27 protein-coding genes are annotated in these 24626 nt (G+C 51.0%); 23 read left to right on the top strand and 4 right to left on the bottom strand.

Annotation, left to right across the window (positions count from 1 at the left end):
- Positions 1 to 47 precede the first annotated feature (47 nt).
- Together NST07_RS15085 and NST07_RS15090 are read right to left on the bottom strand one after the other, a co-directional pair.
- The gene (locus NST07_RS15085; RefSeq protein ID WP_341092779.1) at positions 48 to 911 is read right to left on the bottom strand and encodes an ATP-dependent DNA ligase; all 864 of its coding nucleotides are present in this window, start codon (positions 909 to 911) and stop codon (positions 48 to 50) included.
- 68 nt (positions 912 to 979) lie between these two features.
- On the bottom strand, positions 980 to 1195 hold the full coding sequence (locus tag NST07_RS15090) for a galactose oxidase (protein ID WP_341097656.1): 216 nt from the start codon (positions 1193 to 1195) through the stop codon (positions 980 to 982).
- Positions 1196 to 1528: 333 nt separating this feature from the next.
- Between NST07_RS15090 and NST07_RS15095 the strand changes: the two genes are divergently transcribed.
- The 4 genes from NST07_RS15095 to coaD all read left to right on the top strand — a co-directional run bounded on the left by NST07_RS15095 (position 1529) and on the right by coaD (position 3558).
- Complete coding sequence (locus NST07_RS15095; protein WP_342481824.1) at positions 1529 to 1927, top strand: hypothetical protein; 399 nt, start codon at positions 1529 to 1531, stop codon at positions 1925 to 1927.
- Positions 1928 to 2185: 258 nt separating this feature from the next.
- A complete protein-coding gene (locus tag NST07_RS15100; protein WP_341092781.1) occupies positions 2186 to 2317 on the top strand; it encodes a hypothetical protein in 132 nt (43 codons plus the stop codon).
- A gap of 130 nt (positions 2318 to 2447) precedes the next feature.
- Positions 2448 to 3056 (top strand): 16S rRNA (guanine(966)-N(2))-methyltransferase RsmD, encoded by a 609-nt coding sequence (gene rsmD / locus NST07_RS15105; protein ID WP_341378427.1) that lies wholly within the window; start codon positions 2448 to 2450, stop codon positions 3054 to 3056.
- Positions 3040 to 3558, top strand: a complete 519-nt coding sequence (gene coaD / locus NST07_RS15110; protein WP_144024236.1) for a pantetheine-phosphate adenylyltransferase — start codon at positions 3040 to 3042, stop codon at positions 3556 to 3558. The genes rsmD and coaD overlap by 17 nt, the downstream gene beginning before the upstream one ends.
- Here the strand turns inward: coaD and NST07_RS15115 are convergent.
- The gene (locus NST07_RS15115; protein WP_341092783.1) at positions 3530 to 4759 is read right to left on the bottom strand and encodes a nucleoside recognition domain-containing protein; all 1230 of its coding nucleotides are present in this window, start codon (positions 4757 to 4759) and stop codon (positions 3530 to 3532) included. The two genes, coaD and NST07_RS15115, sit on opposite strands and share 29 nt — an antisense overlap.
- 154 nt (positions 4760 to 4913) lie before the next feature.
- Here NST07_RS15115 and NST07_RS15120 point away from each other — a divergent pair, with 154 nt between their 5' ends.
- Complete coding sequence (locus tag NST07_RS15120) at positions 4914 to 5951, top strand: SepM family pheromone-processing serine protease (protein ID WP_341092784.1); 1038 nt, start codon at positions 4914 to 4916, stop codon at positions 5949 to 5951.
- Here NST07_RS15120 and NST07_RS15125 read toward each other — a convergent pair.
- Complete coding sequence (locus NST07_RS15125; RefSeq protein ID WP_341092785.1) at positions 5941 to 7179, bottom strand: nucleotidyltransferase; 1239 nt, start codon at positions 7177 to 7179, stop codon at positions 5941 to 5943. The genes NST07_RS15120 and NST07_RS15125 overlap by 11 nt on opposite strands.
- A 148-nt stretch (positions 7180 to 7327) precedes the next feature.
- On the opposite strand from NST07_RS15125, the gene NST07_RS15130 reads away from it, so the two are divergent.
- The 18 genes from NST07_RS15130 (at position 7328) to hydF (ending at position 24555) form a co-directional block, all read left to right on the top strand.
- Positions 7328 to 7837, top strand: coding sequence for a DUF177 domain-containing protein (locus NST07_RS15130; RefSeq protein WP_341092786.1), 510 nt, complete (start codon positions 7328 to 7330; stop codon positions 7835 to 7837).
- A 62-nt stretch (positions 7838 to 7899) separates the two neighbouring features.
- Complete coding sequence (gene rpmF, locus NST07_RS15135; protein WP_019911234.1) at positions 7900 to 8073, top strand: 50S ribosomal protein L32; 174 nt, start codon at positions 7900 to 7902, stop codon at positions 8071 to 8073.
- A 267-nt stretch (positions 8074 to 8340) separates the two neighbouring features.
- On the top strand, positions 8341 to 8937 hold the full coding sequence (fapR, locus tag NST07_RS15140) for a transcription factor FapR (RefSeq protein WP_076109228.1): 597 nt from the start codon (positions 8341 to 8343) through the stop codon (positions 8935 to 8937).
- A complete protein-coding gene (gene plsX / locus NST07_RS15145; protein WP_341097657.1) occupies positions 8921 to 9910 on the top strand; it encodes a phosphate acyltransferase PlsX in 990 nt (329 codons plus the stop codon). Before fapR ends, plsX begins: the two co-directional genes overlap by 17 nt.
- 8 nt (positions 9911 to 9918) lie before the next feature.
- On the top strand, positions 9919 to 10908 hold the full coding sequence (locus NST07_RS15150) for a beta-ketoacyl-ACP synthase III (RefSeq protein ID WP_341092788.1): 990 nt from the start codon (positions 9919 to 9921) through the stop codon (positions 10906 to 10908).
- Between the two features lie 97 nt (positions 10909 to 11005).
- Complete coding sequence (fabD, locus tag NST07_RS15155) at positions 11006 to 11938, top strand: ACP S-malonyltransferase (RefSeq protein ID WP_341378432.1); 933 nt, start codon at positions 11006 to 11008, stop codon at positions 11936 to 11938.
- 34 nt (positions 11939 to 11972) lie between these two features.
- Positions 11973 to 12722: a 3-oxoacyl-ACP reductase FabG gene (gene fabG / locus NST07_RS15160; RefSeq protein ID WP_341092791.1), complete on the top strand. Its 750-nt coding sequence runs from the start codon at positions 11973 to 11975 to the stop codon at positions 12720 to 12722.
- Positions 12723 to 12843: 121 nt separating this feature from the next.
- Complete coding sequence (locus tag NST07_RS15165; RefSeq protein ID WP_019911228.1) at positions 12844 to 13077, top strand: acyl carrier protein; 234 nt, start codon at positions 12844 to 12846, stop codon at positions 13075 to 13077.
- A gap of 221 nt (positions 13078 to 13298) precedes the next feature.
- Positions 13299 to 14537: a beta-ketoacyl-ACP synthase II gene (gene fabF, locus NST07_RS15170; protein ID WP_076109231.1), complete on the top strand. Its 1239-nt coding sequence runs from the start codon at positions 13299 to 13301 to the stop codon at positions 14535 to 14537.
- A gap of 12 nt (positions 14538 to 14549) precedes the next feature.
- Entirely contained in the window at positions 14550 to 15254 is a 705-nt protein-coding gene (gene rnc / locus NST07_RS15175; RefSeq protein WP_038591210.1) for a ribonuclease III, read from the top strand.
- A gap of 311 nt (positions 15255 to 15565) precedes the next feature.
- Positions 15566 to 15883: a Na-translocating system protein MpsC family protein gene (locus tag NST07_RS15180; protein WP_341092792.1), complete on the top strand. Its 318-nt coding sequence runs from the start codon at positions 15566 to 15568 to the stop codon at positions 15881 to 15883.
- A 133-nt stretch (positions 15884 to 16016) separates the two neighbouring features.
- Complete coding sequence (gene fdhF, locus NST07_RS15185) at positions 16017 to 18161, top strand: formate dehydrogenase subunit alpha (protein WP_341092793.1); 2145 nt, start codon at positions 16017 to 16019, stop codon at positions 18159 to 18161.
- Positions 18158 to 18748: a 4Fe-4S dicluster domain-containing protein gene (locus tag NST07_RS15190; RefSeq protein ID WP_341092794.1), complete on the top strand. Its 591-nt coding sequence runs from the start codon at positions 18158 to 18160 to the stop codon at positions 18746 to 18748. The genes fdhF and NST07_RS15190 overlap by 4 nt, the downstream gene beginning before the upstream one ends.
- Positions 18749 to 18780: 32 nt before the next feature.
- Positions 18781 to 20178: a [FeFe] hydrogenase, group A gene (locus NST07_RS15195; protein WP_341092796.1), complete on the top strand. Its 1398-nt coding sequence runs from the start codon at positions 18781 to 18783 to the stop codon at positions 20176 to 20178.
- Positions 20175 to 20759, top strand: coding sequence for a 4Fe-4S dicluster domain-containing protein (locus NST07_RS15200; RefSeq protein ID WP_342481825.1), 585 nt, complete (start codon positions 20175 to 20177; stop codon positions 20757 to 20759). Before NST07_RS15195 ends, NST07_RS15200 begins: the two co-directional genes overlap by 4 nt.
- A gap of 36 nt (positions 20760 to 20795) precedes the next feature.
- Positions 20796 to 21827 carry a GTP 3',8-cyclase MoaA gene (gene moaA / locus NST07_RS15205; RefSeq protein WP_341092798.1) on the top strand — a complete coding sequence of 344 codons (1032 nt, stop codon included), beginning with the start codon at positions 20796 to 20798 and terminating at the stop codon, positions 21825 to 21827.
- Between the two features lie 7 nt (positions 21828 to 21834).
- Positions 21835 to 23256, top strand: a complete 1422-nt coding sequence (locus NST07_RS15210) for an aspartate ammonia-lyase (RefSeq protein WP_341092800.1) — start codon at positions 21835 to 21837, stop codon at positions 23254 to 23256.
- 30 nt (positions 23257 to 23286) lie between these two features.
- Positions 23287 to 24555 (top strand): [FeFe] hydrogenase H-cluster maturation GTPase HydF, encoded by a 1269-nt coding sequence (gene hydF / locus NST07_RS15215; protein WP_342481826.1) that lies wholly within the window; start codon positions 23287 to 23289, stop codon positions 24553 to 24555.
- The last annotated feature ends 71 nt before the right edge of the window (positions 24556 to 24626 follow it).

A 24626-nucleotide genomic window follows, 5' to 3' on the forward strand; every position in this document is an offset into this window, starting at 1 on the left:
AGCGACAGGAGGAAAGAAAAAAGGGCTTAAGGTCAGTGTGTCTTTGCTTATATGATAAACTCCGTAAATACTGGACTTCGCAACATTCCTGATTTGGTCCAGTTCCTCATTCTAACTTTTGCCCGCAGTCGCGGTTCCAGATGAATAAACTCTTTGTCTTCGCCTTTCACAAGCTGCTGGGCTACTCCACGAAATGCTTGCTTGTGAAGCGGGGATGCTCCGAACTCAATAATCCCCGCCGGGCGCAGTTTACCGGACGTGCCGGACGGGACCGCAGCAAGCCAGCCAAACTCCTGTTTGCGGTAGCCAGTGATATAAACCTCTGCATAGGTCCAGTTAATGACCTTCTGCCATGCGTGGGATCGGCGTCCAGCCTCATAGGTGCTGTTCTTTCGCTTGCCCACCACACCCTCCATACCTCGTGCCTTGATCTCCTTAAACAGAGCCTCGCCAGCACCGTTTATATGCGGCACAACGCCGTAACTCCCAGAGGGGAGGGATAAGCTTGTTAGTATCTCCTTGCGGTGCAGCAGCGGTAGTCCGCGCAGATCCTTACCTTTGTATTGCAGGATATCAAAGATAGCGTAATAAGCCGGAAGCGTGGCCGTGAGTTGCTGAATCTTGTCTGCCCGCCGTGACTGAAATCGACTCATGACGGACTCAAAATCAGATACGCCGGTTGCCGGATCTATGCAGGCGACTTCACCGTCTAAGATTATATCGTCATCAAACGGAAGCTGCAGTTCCGGGTACTGCCGGGTGCAGTCGTTATCATGTCTAGTGTATAGCCGTACTTTGTCGCCTTGTTGGGAATAGATCAGCCGATGCCCGTCTATCTTTGGTTCGAATATATATTCACTGTGGCTAAAAGGACCAGCAGCAGTTTGTAATAACATAGGGGAAATAAACATAAAAAACCTCCTCTATCCAATTATAGCGCTTGGCTATAAGGGAAAGAGGAGGTAAGTGATGGTAAGGATTATTCTGATGCTGTATATTCACTTACTTCATAGGTAAGTATTTTATCAAATACGACATAATCTTTACGCTTTTTGAAGGGGCCTTTGTTGTTGGTATGTTTATCAATTGCATACATCCCAGGGCCTCTACCTGCATCACGGGCATCATACCAGGTTAAGAATGCATCTACTTCAGCGATCGGGAGATCGTATTCCTTTTCTACTCCATTTGTCATCGTAATCACCAGTATAGCTCGATCACCTGGTTGTTCTGGTGTCGGAGTTGGCGCTGGCGTAGTACTAGAATTGTTTACACATCTAGTGATGGCTATTCCTATCTTAATTATAGTTCAATTTTCGTTGACTTGGATAAATGTACTGAAAAAACAAGAGCAAAGAGACTAAAGGCGATCTATAACTCTGCGTACTCCACGTAATTTGGTCCTGTTACCTATTCTGGAGTATCGATTGAGTTTCAAAAGCCCGTCAATCTAAAACTTGTCGGCGGGCTTTTTTTGTGGATAAAAGAACGTGTGTTCGCATAAAATAAGCTCATGGAGGCGATAGTTATGGGCGTGAACACTGGCGAAAAGATGCTCACGAATGAAGAGAGGGAAATGGTTCGGGACTTAATATTGCTCCCTTACATAGATACGATGGTCAGCAAGAGCATGAAAGAAATTCAACACTCGGGTAACATCCTTAGCCGATCATACCTATTGGCTGGCCGCTATGTTCAGAAGCGAGTTGTGCAGGATGTCTACCGACTGAGGCAAGAACTTAAACGCCGGAACATCAAAGTGATCGAGGATACCCAGGATGATTTCATTACATATAGTATGATCTACTTTCGCGGCTATCAAGAGCGTTTTGGCATGACTCGTGACGTAATGCGTACTGAGATCAGCTTAAGGCTCTCTCGATACACAGCTGATCTCGGCGATGTCTTAAAAGAGCAGATGATATGAGCAAAAAGCCCCTACTGGCCGTAATGGCCAGCAGGGGTTTATTTATTGACCGAAAGGTGGCGTAATATCGGATTCAATTATAGAAGAAAACAGTATGATACAAAATGCCACCTCATTACAGAGAGATTAATGATATGCCACCTTTTTTGCCACCTTTAAGTATTTTTGAGGGTGGTATTTCTCATGATATTCAATTAAATCGTGTAGGTATGGGGTTCATAAAACAAAAATCGAGGCTCCCTTTCGGGAGCCTCTTTCATGGGAGAGGAGAAACCGGACGAAGAGCTTATGGGGAAACGTAAGCCTGCTCCGCGGTTGTCTACGACATTTTGTGATGTCGATAGTTACATGATGTCCCGGTTGCTCCAGTCTTATACCTGTGTACGTTAAAAAAATCTGCCGGCCTCATGTGACAACGGTAGACAATCTTTTTATTTCAATAGACAATTGTGGTACTATAGGCTTGGACTTGTGCCTCAATCGGCATAATAAATAGAGACATAGAGCAGGTGGATAATCGGTGAGAGTTGTATCGGGAAGTGCAAAGGGGAGGCCCCTGAAGAGTGTTCCGGGCAGCGGAACGCGGCCTACAACCGACAAGGTAAAAGAAGCGTTGTTCAGTATGATCGGTCCTTATTTCGAGGGTGGAGCAGCGCTTGATTTGTTTGCAGGTACTGGCGGTCTAGGTATTGAAGCCTTGAGCAGAGGGATGGACAGTGCGGTATTTGTGGATATGGAGCAGAAAAGCATCGACACAGTGCGTGCCAATCTGAAGGCGGCTAAGCTGGAAGCGCAAGCTGAGGTTTACCGCAATGATGCCGGCAGAGCCCTTAGCGCGCTGGAGAAGCGGGGACGTTCGTTTGATCTTGTGTTCCTGGACCCGCCGTACAGGCTGAAGTATGGGGATGAGCTGATGATGGCGATGGTGCAAAAAGGTCTGCTCAGATCAGACGCGGTCATCGTGCTGGAGCATGAATCAAGCTATGCCTATCCGGAGGATATTCCGGGGTTCTATAGAACCAGACAGGCCGTATACGGCGAGACGACAATTTCAATTTATCAGTATGAATCCGCTCTGCGTGAAGAGGCTGTGAGTGGTAAGGAGGGGAATGATGAGTCTGCAAATTAGAAAAGAACGTGTTGCCATTTATCCCGGGAGCTTTGATCCGGTTACGATGGGACATATGGATATTATCCGGCGTGCAGCCAAACAATTCGACAGACTGATTGTTACCGTGCTTAACAACCTAAGTAAGAATCCGATGTTTTCGGTAGAAGAGCGTACGGAGCTGCTGCGGCAGGCCACTGCGGATATTCCGAATGTGGAGGTTGACAGTTTCCGCGATCTGCTGGTAAATTATCTTCGCCAAAAGGATGCTCAGGTCATTGTCCGCGGCATCCGCACGGTTACCGACTTTGAATATGAATTGCAGAATGCATCCATTAATCATAATTTGGACCCTGAAGCGGAAACGATCTTTATGATGACCAATCCGAAATATTCCTACCTTAGCTCAAGTGTGGTCAAGGAAATCGCCCACTTTGGCGGGAATGTGTCGGATTTTGTGACCCCTGAGGTAGAACAGGCAATGAAGCTTAAATTCAGCCGTTTAGACGGCGGAGCCAAGTAACAGCAGATACAGCGGCAGACAGAGCGATGATCATCATCAGCAGCAGCGATTGCAGGCCAAGCAGCTGGGGGACAACGCTCCATACGTTCAATGCTCCCAGTGTTGCGGTCGATTCGGCAACCTCGGGAACCGCCACTGCCGGCAGTACGGTTTCACGGAGATTCATCAGCGGGTTCCATAATAATAGGGTAAAAGCAAAGGCAAATACTCCATGCAGCAAGCGGACGGCGGCATAAGGCAGGAAAGAGATTTTCGCCCTTTTTAGCAAGGTAAGTGCTTGGAGCTGGCCGCAAATTCCGCTCCAGCCGAGAGCGGCTGATAGCAGGGCCAGGCCTGTGATCCCCATGGAACTAAAGTCGTGAGGTGCTGTCAGTTCTGAGGTCAGAGCATTTGCTCCGAGATGAATCTCCAGAAAACTTGCCGCCAAAGCAGGAGGCAGCTGCGGTATTAGAGAAATAGCAATATTTATGACAACAGCAAACATAATCATGTACCCGCCGATGACCATCAGGTTCTGAACGGCAGTTGAGACGGATTCCCCGAGCAGCCTGCCAAATCCGCGGCCATCTCTTGCCCGGGCTTCTGATACAGCCTGATGAATCCGTCTGGGCAATGAAGCCGTTTTGCGCTGTGATGGAACTACCGTCGGAGCTTCGGTTTTCGGCTGACCTGTGAGCAGGGTCGCGGTTACGCCTGCGGCAAGTCCCGAAATCCAGTGGATGGCCAGCAGGGTATATCCGGCGGCAGGACTGTGCAGAAAAGCAACGCCGACTACAATGAGCAGTGTAACCGGACTGGCGAAGTGGGCGATGGAAGCCAGGCGTCCGGCCTCCTTGTCCGTAATGCTGCCCTGCTTATGCAGCAATTGCACACCGCCTGCTCCAGCCGGGAAACCGGCGGTCATTCCGAGTGCGAGTGTCCAGCCTCCGGACCCCGGAAGGCGGAAAATCCTGGTCATCACCGGCTCCAGCAGTACTCCGAGTCCATGCACGAATCCCGTGGCTGTGAGCATTTCTGATAACATCAGAAAGGGTAGAAGCGCCGGGAAGACAAGTGTCCACCAGAGCTTCAGACCCTGAAGGGAAGCCTGGAAGGAGGACTCCGGCGATAAGATAATCGCAATGGCGAGCACAATGGCAACGGCCCCGGACAGAAAGGGAACCGAGGCTGAAGTGAACCGGCGTATTTTAAAGTTATTCATTATGAGCATCACCTCTTCATAACTTAGGACATGGGCTGAGACTGTTATCAATTTATGCAGGGCAGACAACCATCATGCCACAGCGGAGAGGATACAGCTCCGAAGTTTATTTGGAGACATAAGCATAGAGCCGCGGGGAAAGAAGGGAATTGCATTGAGGCAACTGAAACGCCGGGTAGGCGTTCGCGCCATAGCCTACTTGTTTACTTTTGTGGTTATACTCTATGTGGCAGTATTTATGAATACTCCATATCTCGTGTATCAGCCGGGCAGTGCCTCAGAGGTGGCGCCGATGATCAAGGTGGAGAATGCTGATCCGCAGGAGCAGGGCACATTCATGATGACGACCGTATCTGCGAGCTACGCCAATGTTGCCCTATTAGTGGCTTCTGCGTTTAATTCCAATGCGGAAGTCGTATTGAAAGAGGCAAGGCTAGGGGATAAGAGTGAGCAGGAATATGCGGCTGAGCAGGTATATTATATGAGCAGCTCCCAGTCTTCTTCCGTTCAGGCGGCCTATCATGCTGCGGGCATTCCTTATGAGGATGTTGTAGACTATCTGTATGTATTCTCGATTCCGGAGGAAAGCAGCCAGGAGCAATTTCAAATAGGCGACAAAATCATCCGTGTTCAGGGGCAATCTGTGCCTGATCCCACTGCGCTCTCTAAACTGCTCTCCTCAAGCAAGGTTGGCGATCAGGTAGAAGTCGTGCTGCAGCGGGACGGTAAGGAAGTCAAGGAACAGGTAACACTGGTGGAGGTTAAAGACAAGGAGACTGCAGCGGGCCGTCCTGGATTTGGGGTTGTGATTGGCGCGGTGCAGAAGGTACAGCCGAAGGAAGCAGGAAAAGCGGTCAGCTTTGTGGATACCAGTGTTGGAGGACCCTCGGCAGGCCTAATGTTTACGATGGAAATTTATAACCAGCTTACCAAAGGCGATTTAACCAAAGGTCATCGGGTAGCGGGAACAGGAACTATTGACGCTGAAGGCAAGGTAGGAGCCATTGGCGGAGTGAAGCATAAGATTGTTGCTGCAGACCGGGAGGATGCGGAGATTTTTTTCGTGCCGGTTAAGAATTATGATGAAGCCAAAGCCAGAGCGGATAAAATAGGCACATCTATGAAGCTGGTGCCTGTATCCACTCTGGATGAGGCACTGAAATATATGGAAGAGCTGCCGGTCAAACCCTAACCGGCGGCAGTAAGAAATCGCTGTACAAATCAGCACGCTGAGGATTGGTGAAAGCTCCGGCATACGCGGCGGAGGCTTGGAGATCGCGTTCAAGCATGGGGTGTGAGAAATGGGCAGGACTCAGGACAACGGGAAGTGAGGCACTTCTCTTCATGTTCTTGAGCAGCTTTCTGCCGCTCTCGCTGAACCCCAGAACCCGAATGTAACCGGGGCCTTGAGCCAGACGGGAAGGGGTCGTTTCCTCCCTGCTGTGATTCAGCAGGGCATGCAGCAGCAATCTCTGCAGCCGTGTATGCGTGTAGCGTCTGCTCTTTAATAGTTGTAGCAATGCGCTGACCGAGAATTGTTCAAGCTGCGGCATGACTCTCAGCAGCCGGTTCTCAAGCCCTTCATTCATATCCTGCAGGGACCTCAGCTCTGCGGCAGTATGCGTAGTCAGCACATGACGGAGCTGGATGCGGAAGTCTTCCAGGTTCAAAGGACCTCTGCCGGCTGCATGCTCTCTTTCCAGGATGGACACGCTATATTCTGGCATGAATTCTGCAGGTGAGCCGCCTTCATTAAGAAGCTGGCGGATCGCTGTGGCGCTGGCAATCGAAGACCCCGCCTGCAGCGGGTCATGGAAGCCTGCGCCAGTGCGCGGCACAGTAAGAGGTCTGATGACACTGCCGAGACGCCGCAGGGCGATCAGGTAATGCAGGCCGAGACTGTTGTTTGGCTGCCGCAGCAGTTCTTCGGCATCGAAGGGTTTCTTCTCTCCAAGGAGAGACCCTTCCCAGACTGCCGCCGCTGCTGCGCTATATGCGGCGGGGAAACTCGTGCCTAGCGCCATGAGGCGGCGGATCTCGCTCTGAAGCTCGCTGCTTTCTTCGGCCAGAAATCCGGCCAGCGGCAGCAGCTCACCCAAAGTGCCGGCTTCGGAGCCGAAGCACAGGCTGTCCACGACCCCGGTCGCTTCCAGCAGGGATACAGCTCCGAAGGCGAACCACTCTGCCGGTTGAAGCGCATAAGCGACCGGCAGTTCAATCACGAGATCGGCGCCCATATGCAGCGCCATCTCCGTACGGGCCCGTTTACTGACCGCAGCCGGCTCGCCGCGCTGGGTGAACGGGCCGCTCATGACGACGATTACGCTGTCCGCGCCGGAGATTTTTTTGGCTTCGTTGAAATGATGGACATGCCCGTTATGTAAAGGGTTGTATTCTGCAATTATGCCGACGGTTGTCAAAGCTGCTTCACTCCGTATTCTGAGAAATATGGTGATTTAATAGTTATATCATAATTGTCCCTCTTCCTGAAACAATATAAAGGGAAAGTGGTTGACAAAGTTCGGTAATAATAGGTATAATAAATTTTGTTTGTTTGGAGTGATGATTATGAAGATTCACTTTCGCAAAATGGCAAATGCCGATGAGCCACTGAATATTCATGAAACTATGGATGTCAGCGAGCTTGTCAAAGGGCGAAAGGATATACTTGCTGTTGCACCGCTCTTGGTGGACCTTAAAGCGCTGCCCGCGGATACCGATTGTGTGAACGTGGTGGGAAGACTGAGTGGAGAGGTGGACATGTTATGTTCACGTTGTCTCACCGAGGTCAACAGTAAGCTGAACATTCCTTTTGCGGAGACTTTCAAGTGGCTTAAGGAGCCAATTCTTCCCGAAGATGAAGATGATGAACTCATTTACATCAAAGATGAGACTGTGGAGCTTGTCCCGTTCGTGGAAGAAAACTTCGTACTGCACTTGCCGGATTCGGTATTGTGCAAGGCAGACTGTCTTGGTCTTTGTCAGAAATGCGGACAAAACTTGAACGAAGGCACCTGCAGTTGCGACAACACAGTGATCGATCCTCGACTCGCTGGGTTGAAAGACTTTTTCAAATGAAGTATGACTAAGACCAAATCCCGCGATAGGCGGGTTAAAACCGAATTAGGAGGTGTAACACAATGGCAGTACCTCAACGGAGAACGTCCAAAACACGCCGTGACAAACGCCGCACCCACTTCAAACTGGTTGTGCCGGGCATGGTGAAATGCGAACAATGCGGAGAGCTGAAACTGGCTCACCACGTATGCAAAGTTTGCGGAACCTACAAAGCAAGAGAGATCATCAAACAATAGTTTCTAATAAGAGTAGCACTTCATCTAATGGTGGGGTGCTATTTTTTTGGGGATGGGTAAAAATCCCCTCCGTTACCTGTGTGGCTGAAGCCGCGTGGTTATGCCGCTTTTCAGGCAAAGCTTTATTTTTGCCGCAGCATGCTTTATACTACATATTAGTACCAGGTTCTAAACGAAGTTTATGACCTTTATATGGATTGATAGCGGCCTTCTCGCGGCCGGATGCTAAGTTCAGCATGTGCCAGGAGGTGAGCCGCCATAGAGCGGATGTCCAAGAAAGAGCGCCAGCAGCAGCTGCTGGGTATTATCGATGGCAATCCATTTGTGACCGACCGGGAGTTGACCCGGCAGCTCAAGGTGAGTATTCAGACCATCCGTCTGGACCGGCTGGAGCTGGGGATTCCGGAGCTGCGTGAACGGATGAAGCAAATGGCTGAACATTCTTATGATCAGGTGCGCTCCTTGCCTGCGGATGAAGTGGTCGGTGATATTGTCGATCTGCAGCTGGACAAGAGCGGCATTTCCATATTTGAAATTCGTGAGGAGCATGTCTTCTCCAGGAACGGGATCGCTCGCGGCCACTACGTGTTCGGACAGGCCAATTCGCTGGCGGTTGCCGTGATTAATGACGAAATTGCCCTGACCGCTTCAGCCGACATCCGGTTTGTGCGCATGGTCCGGTTAGGCGAGAAATGTATTGCCAAAGCGCAGGTGCGTTCGCTTGCTGGCCGGAACGGCAAAGCTGAGGTGGACGTATTTACGTATGTCGGAGAAGAACTCGTGTTTCAGGGCCATTTTGTAGTGTACCGGTCCGCAATTGAAGAATACAGCGAAGGGGGAAACCGCAGTGCTGATCGCCATTGATGCCATGGGAGGCGATAATGCTCCTGAATGCAATGTGGAAGGGGCATTGTCCGCGGCCGCGGAATGGAGCGATACGCAGATTGTGCTCGTCGGTGACGAAGCCAGACTTGAGCCGCTGCTGAAGAATAAGCCGTCCAATGTGATGGTGCGTCATGCGGGGGAAGTGATTGGCTCCGATGAAGAGCCGGTCAAAGCAGTCCGCCGCAAGAAGGATTCATCCATGGTTGTGGCTGGACGCATGGTGCGTGAAGGGGAAGCCGATGCTATGATCTCTTCCGGGAACACAGGCGCACTGATGACCACGGGACTGCTTGTGGTGGGGAGAATGGATGGAATAGAGCGCCCGGCGCTTGCTCCGATGATTCCGACGCTCGATGATGTTGGCGTACTTGCCCTTGATCTGGGGGCCAATATGGATGCCAAGCCCCAGCACCTTGCACAATACGCGCTGATGGGCAGCATCTACCGCAGCAAAGTGCACGGAATTGCTAAGCCGCGCGTAGGGCTGCTGAATGTGGGGACTGAGCCGGGTAAAGGGAATGAATTGACCAAAGAAGCGTATCCTCTGCTAGCCGCTTTGCCGGGAATTCACTTTGTCGGCAATGTTGAAGCACGTGATGTGCTGACGGGCAATTGTGATGTGCTTGTTTGTGACGGGTTTGCGGGTAACATTCTTTTGAAGACACTTGAAGGTACGGCGGGCGCTATGTTCTCTCTGCTGAAGGAACAGTTCAGCCGTTCGCTCAAAACCAAGCTGGGTGCGGCTATACTAATGCCGGAGCTCAGAAGCCTTAAAGGTAAGATGGATTACAAGGAGCACGGCGGAGCGCCGCTGCTCGGTCTAAGCGGTCTGGTAGTGAAGGGGCACGGTTCATCTGACGGCAATGCGGTCAAGAATGCAGTGAGACAAGCGCGGATTGCGCTGCAGGCGGGTCTCGTGTCCAGCATATCCAAGGAAATTAGCGGGAAGTGAGTGACGATATGAAACAGTTGCGTCCGGTAGGAATAATTGGTACAGGAAAATATGTGCCCGAAAAAATATTAACCAACAGTGATTTGGAAAAGATAGTCGAAACGAATGATGAATGGATTGTCAGCCGGACAGGGATCCGTGAACGGCATATTGCCGCCCCGCATGAGGCGACCTCGGATCTTGCTTATGAAGCTGCGCTGAAGGCGCTGGAATCAGCAGGCATGAAGGCGGAGGATCTGGATCTGATTATTATAGCAACAGTCACACCTGACAGCTCGTTTCCGTCAACAGCCTGCATTCTGCAGGACAAACTGGGGGCCAAAGGAGCAGCGGCCTTTGACTTGTCCGCAGCCTGTTCCGGCTTCGTTTACAGTCTGGCAACAGCAACCGGATTTATCCAGAACGGGATGTATAACAATGCTTTGATCATCGGAGCGGATACCTTGTCGCGGATTACGGATTACACGGACCGCAACACTTGCGTGTTGTTCGGAGACGGTGCAGGAGCGGTTATTCTCGGCGAAGTTCCGGAAGGCAGAGGTTTTCAATCCTTTGATCTCGGTGCCGAAGGCTCCGGCGGCAGTCTGCTGAAGATGGAAGCGGGCGGTTCGCGTATGCCGGCTTCCCAGCAGACGATAGACGATAAGAAGCATTTCATCTACATGAACGGCCGTGAGGTGTTCAAGTTCGCCGTTCGGGTGATGGGTACTGCTACCGAGCGTGTGCTTACCAAAGCAGGTCTCACGAAGGAAGACATTGATCTGTTCGTGCCGCACCAGGCGAATATCCGCATCATTCAATCGGCTATGCAGCGTTTGGATCTGCCGGAAGACAAATGCGTAATCAACGTGGACAGATACGCCAATACGTCTGCGGCTTCGATTCCGCTTGCGCTGGTTGAAGCAGCGGAAGAGGGCCGGATGAAGGAAGGCGACACCGTGCTGATGGTTGGCTTCGGCGGCGGCCTAACTTGGGGTGCCTCGGTACTGAAATGGTAAACATATAAACGAGCAATGAATTCAAAGAACTCGGTGTGCCTGCCGCTTGATTTGCAAGCCCGGCAGCTGCACCGTTTACGGGAAGGATTTCGAACTTATGGGTAAAATCGCATTTGTCTTTCCCGGCCAGGGTGCACAGGCAGTTGGGATGGGTAAGGATGTATATGACGCTCTGCCGGATAGCCGTGCGGTGTTCGAGAAGGGCGATGAAGTGCTTGGGTTTCCGCTGAGTAAACTTGTATTTGAAGGTCCGGACAGCGAACTCAAGCAGACGGTAAACACTCAGCCTGCGCTTGTAACAACCAGTGTAGCTTATCTGGAAGCACTGAATAAGCATGGACTGAAGCCAGACTACGTTGCGGGTCACAGTCTCGGTGAATACAGCGCTCTTGTGGCTTCAGGCGTACTGTCTTATGAGGATGCAGTCAGCCTCGTACGTCTCCGCGGACGTTTCATGGAAGAGGCGGTTCCTGGCGGACAGGGCGCTATGGCGGCTGTATTGGGTGCAGAACGCGAAGCTTTGGCTGAGCTGTGCAACAATATTTCCGCAGAGGGCAACCCGGTTGAATTGGCAAACGTCAACTGTCCGGGTCAGATTGTAGTGTCCGGATCGCTCGAAGGTGTGAATGCTGTCGTTCAGCGTGTGAAAGAAGCCGGAGGCAAGCGGGCGATTCCGCTCGAAGTCAGCGGACCGTTCCACTCTTCTTTGATGAAGGAAGCTGCCGAGCGTCTGGCAGCTGAACTGAAAGGTGTAAACTTTAATGCGCCTTCAGTTCCTGTAATTGCCAATGTTACTGCCTCGCCGGTTACCGATCCCGAGGAAATCCGGAGGCTGCTGGTACGCCAGGTGTTCTCGCCAGTACTCTGGCAGGACAGTATAGAGTGGCTGATTGCAGCCGGTGTGGACACCTTTGTTGAGATTGGCTCTGGCAGTGTGTTGGCAGGACTGATCCGCAAAATTGACAAGAATGTCAAGGTGATCAATATCAACAGTCTGGAAAGCATCCAGACAGTCAATGGCTTAGCTTAACCACAGCGAAGGATAAAGGGAGGGGGAATACAGAATGTTCTCAGCATTAAGAGGCCAGACAGCCCTTGTAACCGGTGGTTCCCGCGGCATCGGCCGCAGCATAGCGCTTGCACTTGCAGAGCATGGCGTAAAAGTGGCCGTGAACTATTCCGGAAGTGAAGCTGCAGCGCAGGAAACAGTAGCCCGGATAGCAGAGCTAGGCTCCGAGGGGATTGCCCTGAAGGGGAATGTAGGCAAAAGCGATGAGGCGGAGAATCTCGTCAAAGAGGTCTTGAACACTTGGGGCAAGATTGACATCCTCGTTAATAATGCCGGCATCACCAGGGACAACCTGATTATGCGCATGAAGGAAGAGGAATTTGATCAGGTCATCGAAACGAATCTCAAAGGCGTGTTCAACTGTCTAAAAGCAGTCACACGTCCGATGATGAAGCAGCGTTACGGGCGGATCATAAATATTTCTTCGGTTGTGGGTGTGACGGGGAATCCTGGGCAGATTAACTATACTGCTGCAAAAGCAGGGGTAATCGGCATGACGAAAGCTGCGGCCCGCGAGCTGTCTTCACGGGGAATCACCGTGAACTGTATCGCTCCCGGTTTTATTGACACTGATATGACCCGTGAGTTGTCCGATGAAGTCCGCAGTGAGCTGATTAAGGGAATTCCCCTTGCTGAGCTTGGGCGGCCGGAGGACATTGCTATGGCGGCGGTATTTTTGGCCTCGGAAGGGGCTGCTTACATGACCGGTCAGACACTTCATGTGGACGGCGGTATGTACATGTAAGACCAAACCAGCGTATAGGGATTAAGGGAGAAGCGGGAAGAAGCGCCCGGAAAGCGTTTTTTACGCTCTATGGTATTTTGACTTCATATCTCGTATAATACCAAAAGAGGAGGTGAACCGGATGTCCGATGTATTGGAGCGTGTAAAACGCATTGTCATCGACCGCTTAGGTGCCGATGAAGCTGAGGTAACATTAGAAGCGTCTTTCAAAGATGATTTAGGTGCTGATTCTCTTGATGTAGTAGAATTGGTTATGGAATTGGAAGATGAATTCGATATGGAAATCTCTGATGAAGATGCAGAGAAGATTACGACCGTGGGTGAAGTTGTGAAGTACATACAATCTCATACCTAGAGTCATATGATTGAGGGTCCCGTCCCTGCTAGGGCGGGACTTCTCCTCATTTTACAGCACAAATGAAATGCAAAAGGATGCATATTTGCACCTTTACGGGGAAAATAACAGAACCGCAGAGGGGTTAATTTTTGCGGCGACTGCAGTTTATATAGACTATTCAGAGAGCATGTATGTTCAATTATGTTGAAGTATACAGCCTACAGATGGGGTGATTGCGTTTGAGTCATAGAGTGGTTATTACCGGTATGGGCGTGATGACGTCACTGGGTAAAGATTTGGATACGTTCTGGGATAGCCTTATGAGCGGGAAATCCGGTGTTTCCAAGGTTGAAGCCTTTGATGTCAGTGAATACACTACGCAAATAGCAGCTTCGGTTAAAGACTTTGATGCGGAAGAGCGTTTTGGCCGCAAGGAAGCCCGTAAGATGGACCGTTTCGTTCAGTTCGCGGTAGCAGCCGGAGAAGATGCGCTGAAGGACAGCGGACTTAAGATTGGTGAAGATATTGATGCGGAGAGAATTGGTGTGTCCGTCGGATCAGGTATCGGAGGTCTGGGTACTTGGGAAGACAATCATAATCTCCTGCTGGAAAAGGGACCAAAACGGGTCAGCCCGTTCTTTATTCCCATGATGATTGCCAATATGGGCTCCGGCCAGCTGTCGATCAATCTTGGTGCAAAAGGTCCCAATACAACAACTGTGACAGCCTGTGCAACAGGAAGCCACTCCATAGGGGAATCCTTCCGCCTGATCCAGCGCGGTGACGCGGATGCGATGATCTGCGGCGGTTCCGAAGCTACCATCCGCCCGACAGGGATGGCAGGGTTCTGTGCCATGCGGGCGATGTCCACCCGTAACGACGAGCCGGAGAAGGCCAGCCGTCCATTTGACAGCGGCCGTGACGGTTTTGTAATGGGTGAGGGTGCCGGGATTCTGATTCTGGAATCGCTGGAGCATGCCGAGAAACGCGGGGCGAAGATCTATGCCGAAGTGATCGGCTACGGTCTGAGTGCGGATGCCCATCATATGACGGAGCCGGATCCTGACGGCGCAGCACGCTGTATGAAGATGGCGATCCGAGATGCCGGTATCGCACCGGAAGAGATTGATTACATCAATGCGCATGGCACTTCTACGCCAGTAGGCGACAGATCGGAAACGGCTGCCGTGAAGAAGGCGCTTGGAGATCATGCTTACAAGGTTGCAATCAGCTCCACGAAATCAATGACAGGTCATTTGCTTGGTGCTGCCGGCGGTGTGGAAGCAATCATTTGTGGTCTTTCCCTGCAAAATAACATCATTGCGCCAACCATCAATCTGGACAATCCTGATCCGGAATGTGATCTGGATTATGTTCCGAATGAACCGCGCAAAGCTGATCTGAATATTGTTATGTCGAATTCGTTCGGATTCGGAGGACATAACGCAACCGTAATTCTCAAAAAATATAATCAGTAAGGGGACAGTGCAGTGAAAGGAGACCTGAAGCAGCTACAAAGTCAACTTCAAATCCAATTTCACGATGCTGTACTTCTGAAGCAGGCCTTTACCCATGCCTCTTATGTGAATGAACACCGTTTCAATCAGCATCAGGACAATGAGCGTCTAGAGTTTCTCGGAGACGCTGTTCTGGAGCTTACGGTTTCTGAATATTTGTATAAGTTGCTGCCGGACAGACCGGAGGGGGAATTGACTAAGCTGCGGGCCGCTATTGTATGCGAGCCTTCACTGGTCAAGTTCGCTGAGAGCTTGGGTTTCGGCAAATATGTATTGCTGGGCAAAGGGGAAGAACTTACGGGCGGACGTACTCGCCCGGCCTTGCTGGCCGATGTGTTTGAATCCTTCGTGGGAGCGCTTTATCTCGACCAAGGGCTGGAAACGGCGCGGCGGTTTCTTGATCATCATGTATTTCCACTGGTGGAGACGGACGGCAAGCTGCAAATGCAGATGAGCGATTTCAAGACGGAGCTTCAGGAGCTGATACAGCATCACGGATTGGGTACGCTGGAATATCGGATTATTGAAGAACGGGGACCGGCGCATGAGCGCGAATTCGTCTCTGAAGTATATATGTCCAGCCAGTCACTCGGCAAGGGCAGCGGCCGATCCAAGAAGGAAGCGGAACAACAGGCTGCGGCTGCAGCACTTTTGCGTCTGAAGGAAGACGGCGCCTGAGTGATGTGGAACTTAGATAAGGTAGCTAGCAAAGAGCGGTAAAGGTCTGAATCCGGCAGGAAAAGCGGAATTTAGACCTTTGCTGCTCTTTTTTAAATATAGTTAGATTGAACAAGCTTTTTAGGAATTAATGGATATCGTGTAAGAAGTGGATGAATTCACGTTGAAATGAAAGGATTTGCCCTTTTTTGTGGTTTGACAATCTTTATTGGATAGGTTTAACATGTAATTAATTAAATAAATTACCATAATAGGGATGTTGAGGCTGGGATGTAGTGATGCCTGAGACTGTATTTGAATGTCAGGAGAAGATGCGAAGACTTGCAGTTAAGATTGTGAAGCATTATCGCGGCAAAGGTCCGGAGAATGTAAAGGTTAGGATGGAGTATGAGTCCTTAATCATTATTGAGATTCGTGGAATTCTCTCTAGTTTATCTGAAATTTTGCTCAAAGAAGGTGCGGTACATTTAGTTACAGAATACTGGAAAGTGCTGAAGCCTTATTTGGAGAGAGAGTTTATGGCAGAGATCGTAGAAACGCTTGGCAGCCCCTTTACATATACATGGAAGATCGAAGACCCAAATCAAGGGGATAGGGCAATCATTATTCAATTGAATAAATCGGTTTGATTAGAGAGAATGGACTTTTGCTCCTTAGCTTTTTAATAAGCCAGTACATTGTGTATTTCTGATTATACCTTGTATTGGCTTATTTTTGTGTTGCTATAATTGTGTAAAAAATCACAAGGAGTGGTGAGGAACTATGGAGAATAAAGTGCTGACTGTATGTCCGTATTGCGGAAGTGGTTGTCAGATGAATTTACTTGTTGAGGAGGGGAAAATCGTAGGCGCTGAACCAGCGGATGGAAGAACGAACGAAGGGAATCTGTGCCTTAAGGGTCATTATGGATGGGATTTTCTGAATGATCCGCAGATTCTTACCGCCCGTATCCGCAAGCCGATGATTCGTAAAGCAGGGACACTGGCAGAGGTATCCTGGGAAGAAGCCATTCAGTATACAGCCGAGAAACTAACAGCAATCAAGGAAAAGTATGGACCGGATGCAATCATGGGAACCGGTTCAGCCCGTGGCCCGGGAAATGAAGCCAATTATGTCATGCAAAAATTTATGCGCGCTGTTATCGGAACCAATAATGTTGACCATTGCGCTAGGGTATGTCACGGGCCGTCCGTAGCTGGGCTTACCTATTCGCTAGGGGATGGCGCAATGTCCAATTCAATTCCTGAAATTGAGGACACGGATCTGTTGTTTATTTTTGGATACAATGCAGCGGTTACCCATCCCATTGTGGCGAGAAGAATTGTTAGTGCGAAGCAGAAGGGCGCAACGATCATCGTAACCGATCCCCGCAAGACGGAGTCGGCCCGCATTGCAGATACTTGGCTGCCCCTTAAAGGCGGAACGAACATGGCGCTTGTCAATGCCTTTGGTCATGTGTTAATTGCTGAGGAGTTATACGACAAGCAGTATGTTGAGAAATATGTAGAAGGTTTTGCGGAATATAAAGCCAGTGTACAGAAATATACTCCTGAATATGCGGAGAGCATTACAGGTGTGCAAGCGGCTGAGATCCGCAAAGTAATGCGGCAATATGCGAGTGCGAACAAGGCGATGATCCTGTACGGTATGGGGGTATGTCAATTTGCCCAAGCCGTGGACGTTGTAAAGGGTCTGGCCTCACTGGCGCTTCTGACCGGCAACTTTGGCAGACCTGCCGTCGGGATTGGTCCGGTCCGCGGCCAAAATAATGTACAGGGTTCCTGCGATATGGGGGCATTGCCAAATGTCTATCCGGGATACCAGTCTGTTACGGATGACAAGATCCGTAAAAAATTTGAAAAGGCCTGGGGAGTGGCTTTGCCTCGCAAAGTCGGGTATCGGATTACCGAAATTCCTCATCTCGTTCTAAAGGAAGACAAGGTGAAGGCCTATTATATTTTTGGCGAAGATCCGGTGCAGAGCGATCCGAATGCCTCAGAAGTGAGAGAGACGCTGGATAAATTAGAATTTGTAATAGTCCAGGACATCTTCATGAACAAGACAGCCCTGCATGCCGATGTGATTTTGCCGGCCACCTCCTGGGGTGAGCATGATGGGGTCTACTCTTCAGCCGACCGTGGATTCCAACGCATCAGAAAGGCCATCGAGCCTCCCGGTGAAGTAAAGCCCGATTGGCAAATTATCAGCGAGCTTGCCACGGCGATGGGATACCCGATGTCCTACCGGAACACGGAAGAAATATGGGATGAAATGAGGGGGCTCTCCCCGTCGTTTGCCGGAGCCAGTTATCGGAAGATGGAAGAACAGGGCAGTGTTCAGTGGCCTTGTCCGTCAGAAGATCATCCGGGCACACCGTATTTATATGAAGGGAACCGGTTTACCACTTCCAGCGGCAAAGGACAGCTGTTTGCCTGTGAATGGAGGGCACCGCTGGAACAGCCGGATCAAGAATATCCGTTGTCCTTGTCCACAGTGCGTGAGGTAGGGCATTATTCGGTTCGGACGATGACCGGCAACTGCCGTGCCCTCAGTCAACTGTCGGATGAGCCTGGTTTCATCCAGATGAGCCCGGCGGACGGATCAAGCTTAGGGATTGAAGACGGCCAGCTTGTACATGTTGTATCCCGCCGTGGCAGAGTGTTAGCCCGGGCACAGATCAGCAACCGTGTTAAAACCGGGGCCACCTATATGACCTACCATTTCTGGATTGGGGCCTGCAATGAGCTGACGGGTGATTATCTGGACCCGGTATCCAAAACCCCGGAATACAAGTATTGTGCGATCCGCATTGAGAAAATTGCAGATCAACTGCGCGCAGAACAACAGGTTCAGCAGGAATATGAGGCGCTCAGAGCGCAGATGCATGTGGAGGCGAGACCGGTATGAATAATGTACAGCCGAATCCGTTTGTCATTGCCGAAGCGGGCAAATGCATAGGCTGCAAGGCGTGTGAACTGGCATGTTTCGCAGTTCATAACGATCACAATGGGGTTGGGGCGGCTGTGGGTACCGTTACGGTACCGGTGATTCCCCGCCTGCATGTCATTCGAACAGAGAGCTTCACACTGCCGGTCCAATGCCGTCAGTGCGAGAATGCGCCTTGTGCAGAAGCCTGTCCGGTTCAGGTGATCCGGCAGGAGGAGGGGATAATAGTTATTCATGAAGAGAGTTGCATAGGCTGCAAAGGCTGTGCCATGGCTTGTCCGTTTGGTGCCATCAGTCTGTATAAAGCATACAGCAACGGCAAGGTAGTCCCGCAGATTCAACTAAAGGAGCGGCAGCATAGTGCGATGGTACGTAGCGCCAAAGTGATCGCCTATAAATGTGATTTATGCCAGACCAGGGACCATAAGGACGGAGCTATGGGGAACATTCCGGCTTGTGTAGAGGTCTGTCCGGTAGAGGCACTGTCACTGGTTCATCCGGATAACAGTGTATCCAGGTCGCGGACAGCAGCAGCTATGCGACTGTAATACCACTTCAATTCAGAAAAGAAGGTTGCACTATGCCGTATAAGGATCCAATCATTCATATTGACGAACAATTATGTACCGGCTGCAGACGTTGCGCGGCTGTATGTCCTGTAGATGCCATTATTGGCGAACCGGGCCACCCGCAGACTATTGATGCTCATCGCTGCGTCGTTTGTGGACAGTGTGTGCAGATTTGTACCGCTTATGCTGCGGACAACGAGTCGACGGCAGCCTCACGAGCGGTAAAGTTACAGGAAAGAGGACAGCTCCCCAACGTGCGTGAGCCTTTGTTCGCTGCTTATTCGTCAGGGGATATCCAGAAGGTAAAAGCTGTTCTGGCTGATCCGAAACGGTTCAAGGTGGTGCAGTGCGCTCCTGCGATCCGAGTATCTCTGGCGGAGGAGTTTGGGCTGCCCTTCGGCACTTTAACCCCGGGGAAAATGGCGGCTGCGCTGAGACGGCTGAAGTTTGACCGGATTTATGATACAAATTTTGCTGCGGACGTGACGATTATGGAAGAGGGCTCAGAGCTGATTGGCAGAGTGATGTCAGGAGAGCGGCTGCCAATGTTCACCTCCTGCTGTCCAGCCTGGGTGAAGCATGCGGAGACGGCAGCACCGGAGCTGCTGGAGCATTTATCCAGCTGCAAGTCCCCGATGCAAATGGGTGGAGCCTTGTTCAAGACCTACGGAGCGGAGCTGGATGGAATTGCACCTTCGGATATTTTCAGCGTCGCGGTTATGCCCTGTACCTGTAAGAAATTTGAATGCAGCAGAGAAGAAATGAGTGTGGATGGTTGCCGTGAAGTGGATCTTGTTATTACTACAAGGGAACTGGCCAGCTTAATCAAGGATCAAGGCATCGATTTCATTCATCTTCCCGACGAGCCATTTGATTCACCGCTGGGCAAATACTCTGGAGCAGGCTCGATCTTCGGCGTCACAGGCGGTGTGATGGAAGCTGCGATACGAACGGGGTATGAACTGATCACCCATGAGCAGATACCCAATCTGCAATTGGATTTTGTCAGGGGAGAGGAAGGCATCCGGACGGCAGAAGTTCAGATTGGCGATTTGGAGCTCAAAGTGGCAGTAGTTGCAGGACTGAAATATGTGGATGCTGTTTTGGCAAAAGTTGCAGATGGCACCTGCCCGTATCATTTCATTGAAGTGATGGCTTGTCCCGAAGGCTGTGTCAGCGGCGGCGGACAGCCCAAGCTCCTGTTGGAAACGCAGCGGAAAATTGCTTATCAGGCCAGAAAGAGTGCCGTCTACCGCCACGACTCTCATCAGAAGGTCCGCAAATCCCATGAGAATCCAGATATTATCAAATTATATAAGGACTTCTTAGGTGAACCGTTAGGCCATACTTCACATCATTTGCTGCATACCAAATTTGTTGACAGAAGTCTTAAGGAGGAGATGTCATGAACGGGTTTGTCATTGCCGATCCCGATAAATGTATAGGTTGCCATACTTGTGAAGTGGCCTGCGTAGTTGCACATTCCGGGAATAATATGTTCCTTCAGGAAGAGAGCGGTGCTGACTTCTATCCACGGTTGACTGTCGTCGAGACCGACGAAGTTACGGCACCGGTGCAGTGCAGACATTGCGAGGATGCTCCTTGTGCTAATGTGTGCCCTAATGGGTCCATTACGAGCAAAGACAACAGCATTTTCATCAATCAGGATAGCTGCATTGGTTGCAAGACCTGTATGCTGGTATGTCCTTATGGGGCGATTACAATGGTTCCGGCACATAAAAGTGGCCAAAAGCAACTTCAATCCGGGCTTTGTTCCAATACTTCGGGTGCATGGAGCCGCAAGGAGAGAATCGTTGCGAACAAATGTGATTTGTGTGAAGACAGCGGCAAGGGCCCGGAATGTGTGCGGGTATGCCCCACAAATGCTCTCCAATTTATCGTTCCAAGCCAGATTGAGGATTCCATTTCCCGGAAAAGACTGGCCAGTGCGCAGTCATTGCAGCAGTTCGGCGGTTTTTCGCGCCTCTAATTCAGTCACTATTACGCAGAAAGCAAGGTGGAGCGTTTGTCCGATATCTTGGTCGATCACTTTGGTCGTTTACATAATTATGTACGTATCTCCGTTACTGAGCGCTGCAACTTGGGCTGTCAGTATTGCAATCCGGGCAGAGTAGAAAAGGCTGTGGAGAGTAACCCGCTTACCTTTGACGAAATTGAACGGATCGTAAGGGTACTCGCTGAGATGGGGGTAACCAAGGTGCGTCTTACCGGAGGAGAACCGTTGATGCGTCCGAACCTGGAAGAACTGGTGGCCAGGTTAAGGGCCATCTCCGGGATCGAACGTGTCGGTCTGACCACGAATGGACTGCTGCTCGCCCCCAAAGTGCAGAAGCTGCGTGATGCCGGGCTTACAGATCTCAACGTCAGCCTGGATTCTCTAATTCCAGAACGCTATTCCAGAATCACTGGGGGCGGCGATGTCAGCAAGGTGTTGCATGCTTTAGCAGCTGGTTTTAAGGCTGGCTTCGAGGTACTCAAGCTGAATATGGTCTTGATGAAAGGTGTAAACGATGATGAAATTGAATCCTTTCTGCAGCTGACTCAGAAATATCCGCTGCACGTACGCTTTATTGAGTATATGCCCATGGGTCATGATATCAACGGATGGGAAGCGGGATATATGCCTTTGGATGGAATACTGGAGCGTTGTGCCAAGGCTGGTTTTAGTCTTGAAGCAGGCCCGGACTCGGGTAGGACAACTGATGAGCCGGCTGAAAAAGCAGCAGATTCCGGCCCTGCCCGTTATTTTCGCATCCAAGGTGCGCCAGGGCAATTTGGCTTGATTCATCCGGTCAGCCAGCATTTCTGTAATTCGTGTAACCGGCTGCGTATTACAGCAAATGGCCACGTTAAGCCGTGCCTCTTCTGGAACGAAGAGCTGTACATCCGGCCTTACATCGCTCAATCAGAGCTGCTGAAGCAATTGTTCCTGCGCGCCTTGGAAGCCAAACCTGGCCAGCATATTATGATGGACCAACCGGGCACCAAGCCACCCCAGAAGGCCACAATGCGTCTGATGTCGCAAATTGGGGGGTGAAAAACAATTGGACGACGATCCAACGTTTCGGGTGGAATCGGATGCTTTAGGGAGTGAAGCGGTTCCCAGTGGGGCTTATTATGGAATTCACGCGGTAAGGGCGCGGGATAATTTTGCGGTCAGCGGCCGGCAGGTGAATCCGCGGATCACGCGGGCCATTGTAATGGTGAAGAAAGCGGCAGCCAAAGTGAATGGCAGGCAAGGGGGGATTTCCGAGCAGGCGGCTGCGGGTATTCTATCCGCTTGCGATGAAATTCTGCAAGGCCAGATGGATAAATACTTTATTGTGGATGCGTATCAGGGCGGAGCGGGAACGAGTACGAACATGAACGTTAACGAGGTTATAGCCAATCTGGCCATCGAGAAACTTGGTGGGCATAAAGGGGATTACCGGCTGATCCATCCGATAGATCATGTGAATCTCTATCAATCTACCAATGACGTGTATCCCACTGCCATGCGAATTGCGATGATTCCGCTGCTTCGCTCGCTTAGTGAAGAGTTCGCCTCTCTTCAGGAGGCATTGCAGGAGAAGGAGCGGGAATACGCCGATGTGTTAAGGTTAGGACGGACTCAACTCATGGACGCACTGCCCATCATGGCCGGACAAAGCTTTGGTGCTTATGCCAAAGCGGTTGCACGGGACAGGTGGCGGCTGTACAAGGCGGAGGAACGGCTGCGGGAGATTAACCTTGGAGGAACGGCAGTGGGCACAGGAATGAATGCCCCCCTTGCTTATATTTATGCCATTGCGGAAGAGCTGCGGGAACTAACCGGAATGGGGCTGTGCCGCAGCGATTTTCCGATGGATGGCACACAGAATATGGATGTGTTTGTGGAAGTCTCAGGTTTGCTCAAAGCCGCTGCGGTGAACTTGCTGAAGATATCCGGCGATTTCCGGCTGCTTAATTCCGGGCCCTCCGGCGGAATTGCAGAATACATCCTGCCGCCTATGCAGGTAGGTTCTTCGATCCTGCCCGGTAAAATGAACCCGGTCATCGCAGAGATGGCCGGGTCAGTCGCTATGAAGGTGATCTCCAATGATACAGCAGTCACTTTGGCGGCGGCCAGCGGACAGCTGGAGCTGAATGCCTTTGCCCCTTTAATCGCAGAATCTCTGCTTGAATCTCTTGAAATTCTTACTGGGGCTGTACGGCTCTTTCATGAGCGATGCGTGCGTGGGTTGAAAGTCGATACTGCGCATTGTCTCGAGCATTTGGAACGCTCCGGCGTCATGGCTGCCGCAGCGGTGACGTATCTGGGTTATGACGCCGCGGCTGAACTGGCTACGTCTGCGGCGGCCTCGGGCCGGCCGTTAAAAGAGATATTGCTGGAACGCGGACTGATGACGAAAAAGCAGATCGATGCCATTCTGCACCCGCTGGAGGTTACCAAACCAGGCATCCCTGGAAGATTAGGAGATTTATAAAGGTTCTAGGATAACGAAGGAGCGCATGTTATGAGCTTAAATAATACCCCGCGTGGAGAACGAATGCACATTGCAGTCTTTGGACGGCGGAATGCCGGCAAGTCCAGTGTGATTAACGCTTTAGGCGGTCAGGAGACATCCATTGTTTCTCCCGTAAGCGGGACAACGACAGATCCGGTCTATCAACCGATGGAGCTGCTGCCGGTGGGACCGGTAGTGCTCATTGATACCGCCGGATTGGATGATAGCGGAAGTTTGGGCGAACAGCGGATTCGCAAAACAAATCAGGTTCTGAGCAAAACCGATCTGGCGTTGCTGGTGATAGATGCTGTCCACGGAGTAGCCGGATTTGAGCACAACCTTTTACAGACCCTGTCCGTGAAGAAGATTCCGGTCATTCTACTATTGAACAAAATAGACTTACTCGAAGAGCATGGTAACGGTGAGGAACACACTGTAGTGGCGGCAAAGGCAAAGGTAGAAGAGCAGCTTCATTTGAAGCCGGTACTATTCAGTGCTCTCAGCAATACTGGGATCACGGATTTAAAAGCCGCAATCGTCAGGGAGCTGCCGAGGGACGAAGACCGGTTCCGGCTAGTGGGAGACCTGCTGAATCCCGGAGACTTGGCTGTTCTGGTAGTGCCGATTGATAAGGCAGCACCCAAAGGAAGACTGATTCTGCCCCAGCAGCAGACCATTCGTGACATCATGGAATGTGATGCGGTTGCTGTTGTCACCAAGGAACAGGAGCTTGGACACACACTCAAGACGCTGGGGCGCAAGCCAAATGTGGTCATCACGGATTCACAGGCATTTCTTAAGGTTCAGGCAGATACCCCAAAGGATATCCCGCTCACGTCCTTTTCCATATTGTTTGCCCGCTACAAGGGGGATCTTCCTCAGCTTGTACGCGGGGTTCGCGCTATTGGTCGTTTGCAGGATGGAGACCGGGTGCTCATTGCGGAAGCCTGCACGCATCACCGGCAATCCGATGATATTGCTTCCGTGAAGATTCCCCGCTGGCTGCGGGAACTGACAGGCAGGCAGCTTCAAATTGAACATGCCGCAGGCAGCGATTTCCCCGCAGGACTCGGCGGTTATTCACTGATCATTCACTGCGGAGCGTGTATGTTGAACCGCAGGGCGATGCTGGGGAGGCTTGAAGAGGCGGAACATGCGGGTGTTCCGATTGTGAATTATGGTGTATTTATTGCCTACATGCAGGGGGTATTCCCAAGAGCCATCGAAATGTTTCCGTCCGCAATGCTGGCCTGGGAGGAGGGGGTATATAACCATTAATGCGTATATTAAAGCGGGGGTGCTCCAAAAGCCATCTGGATGGCTGCTGGAACACCCCCTTTTTGTGACAG

This window comes from Paenibacillus sp. FSL L8-0340 (assembly GCF_038593145.1).
Lineage (GTDB): Bacteria > Bacillota > Bacilli > Paenibacillales > Paenibacillaceae > Paenibacillus_AQ.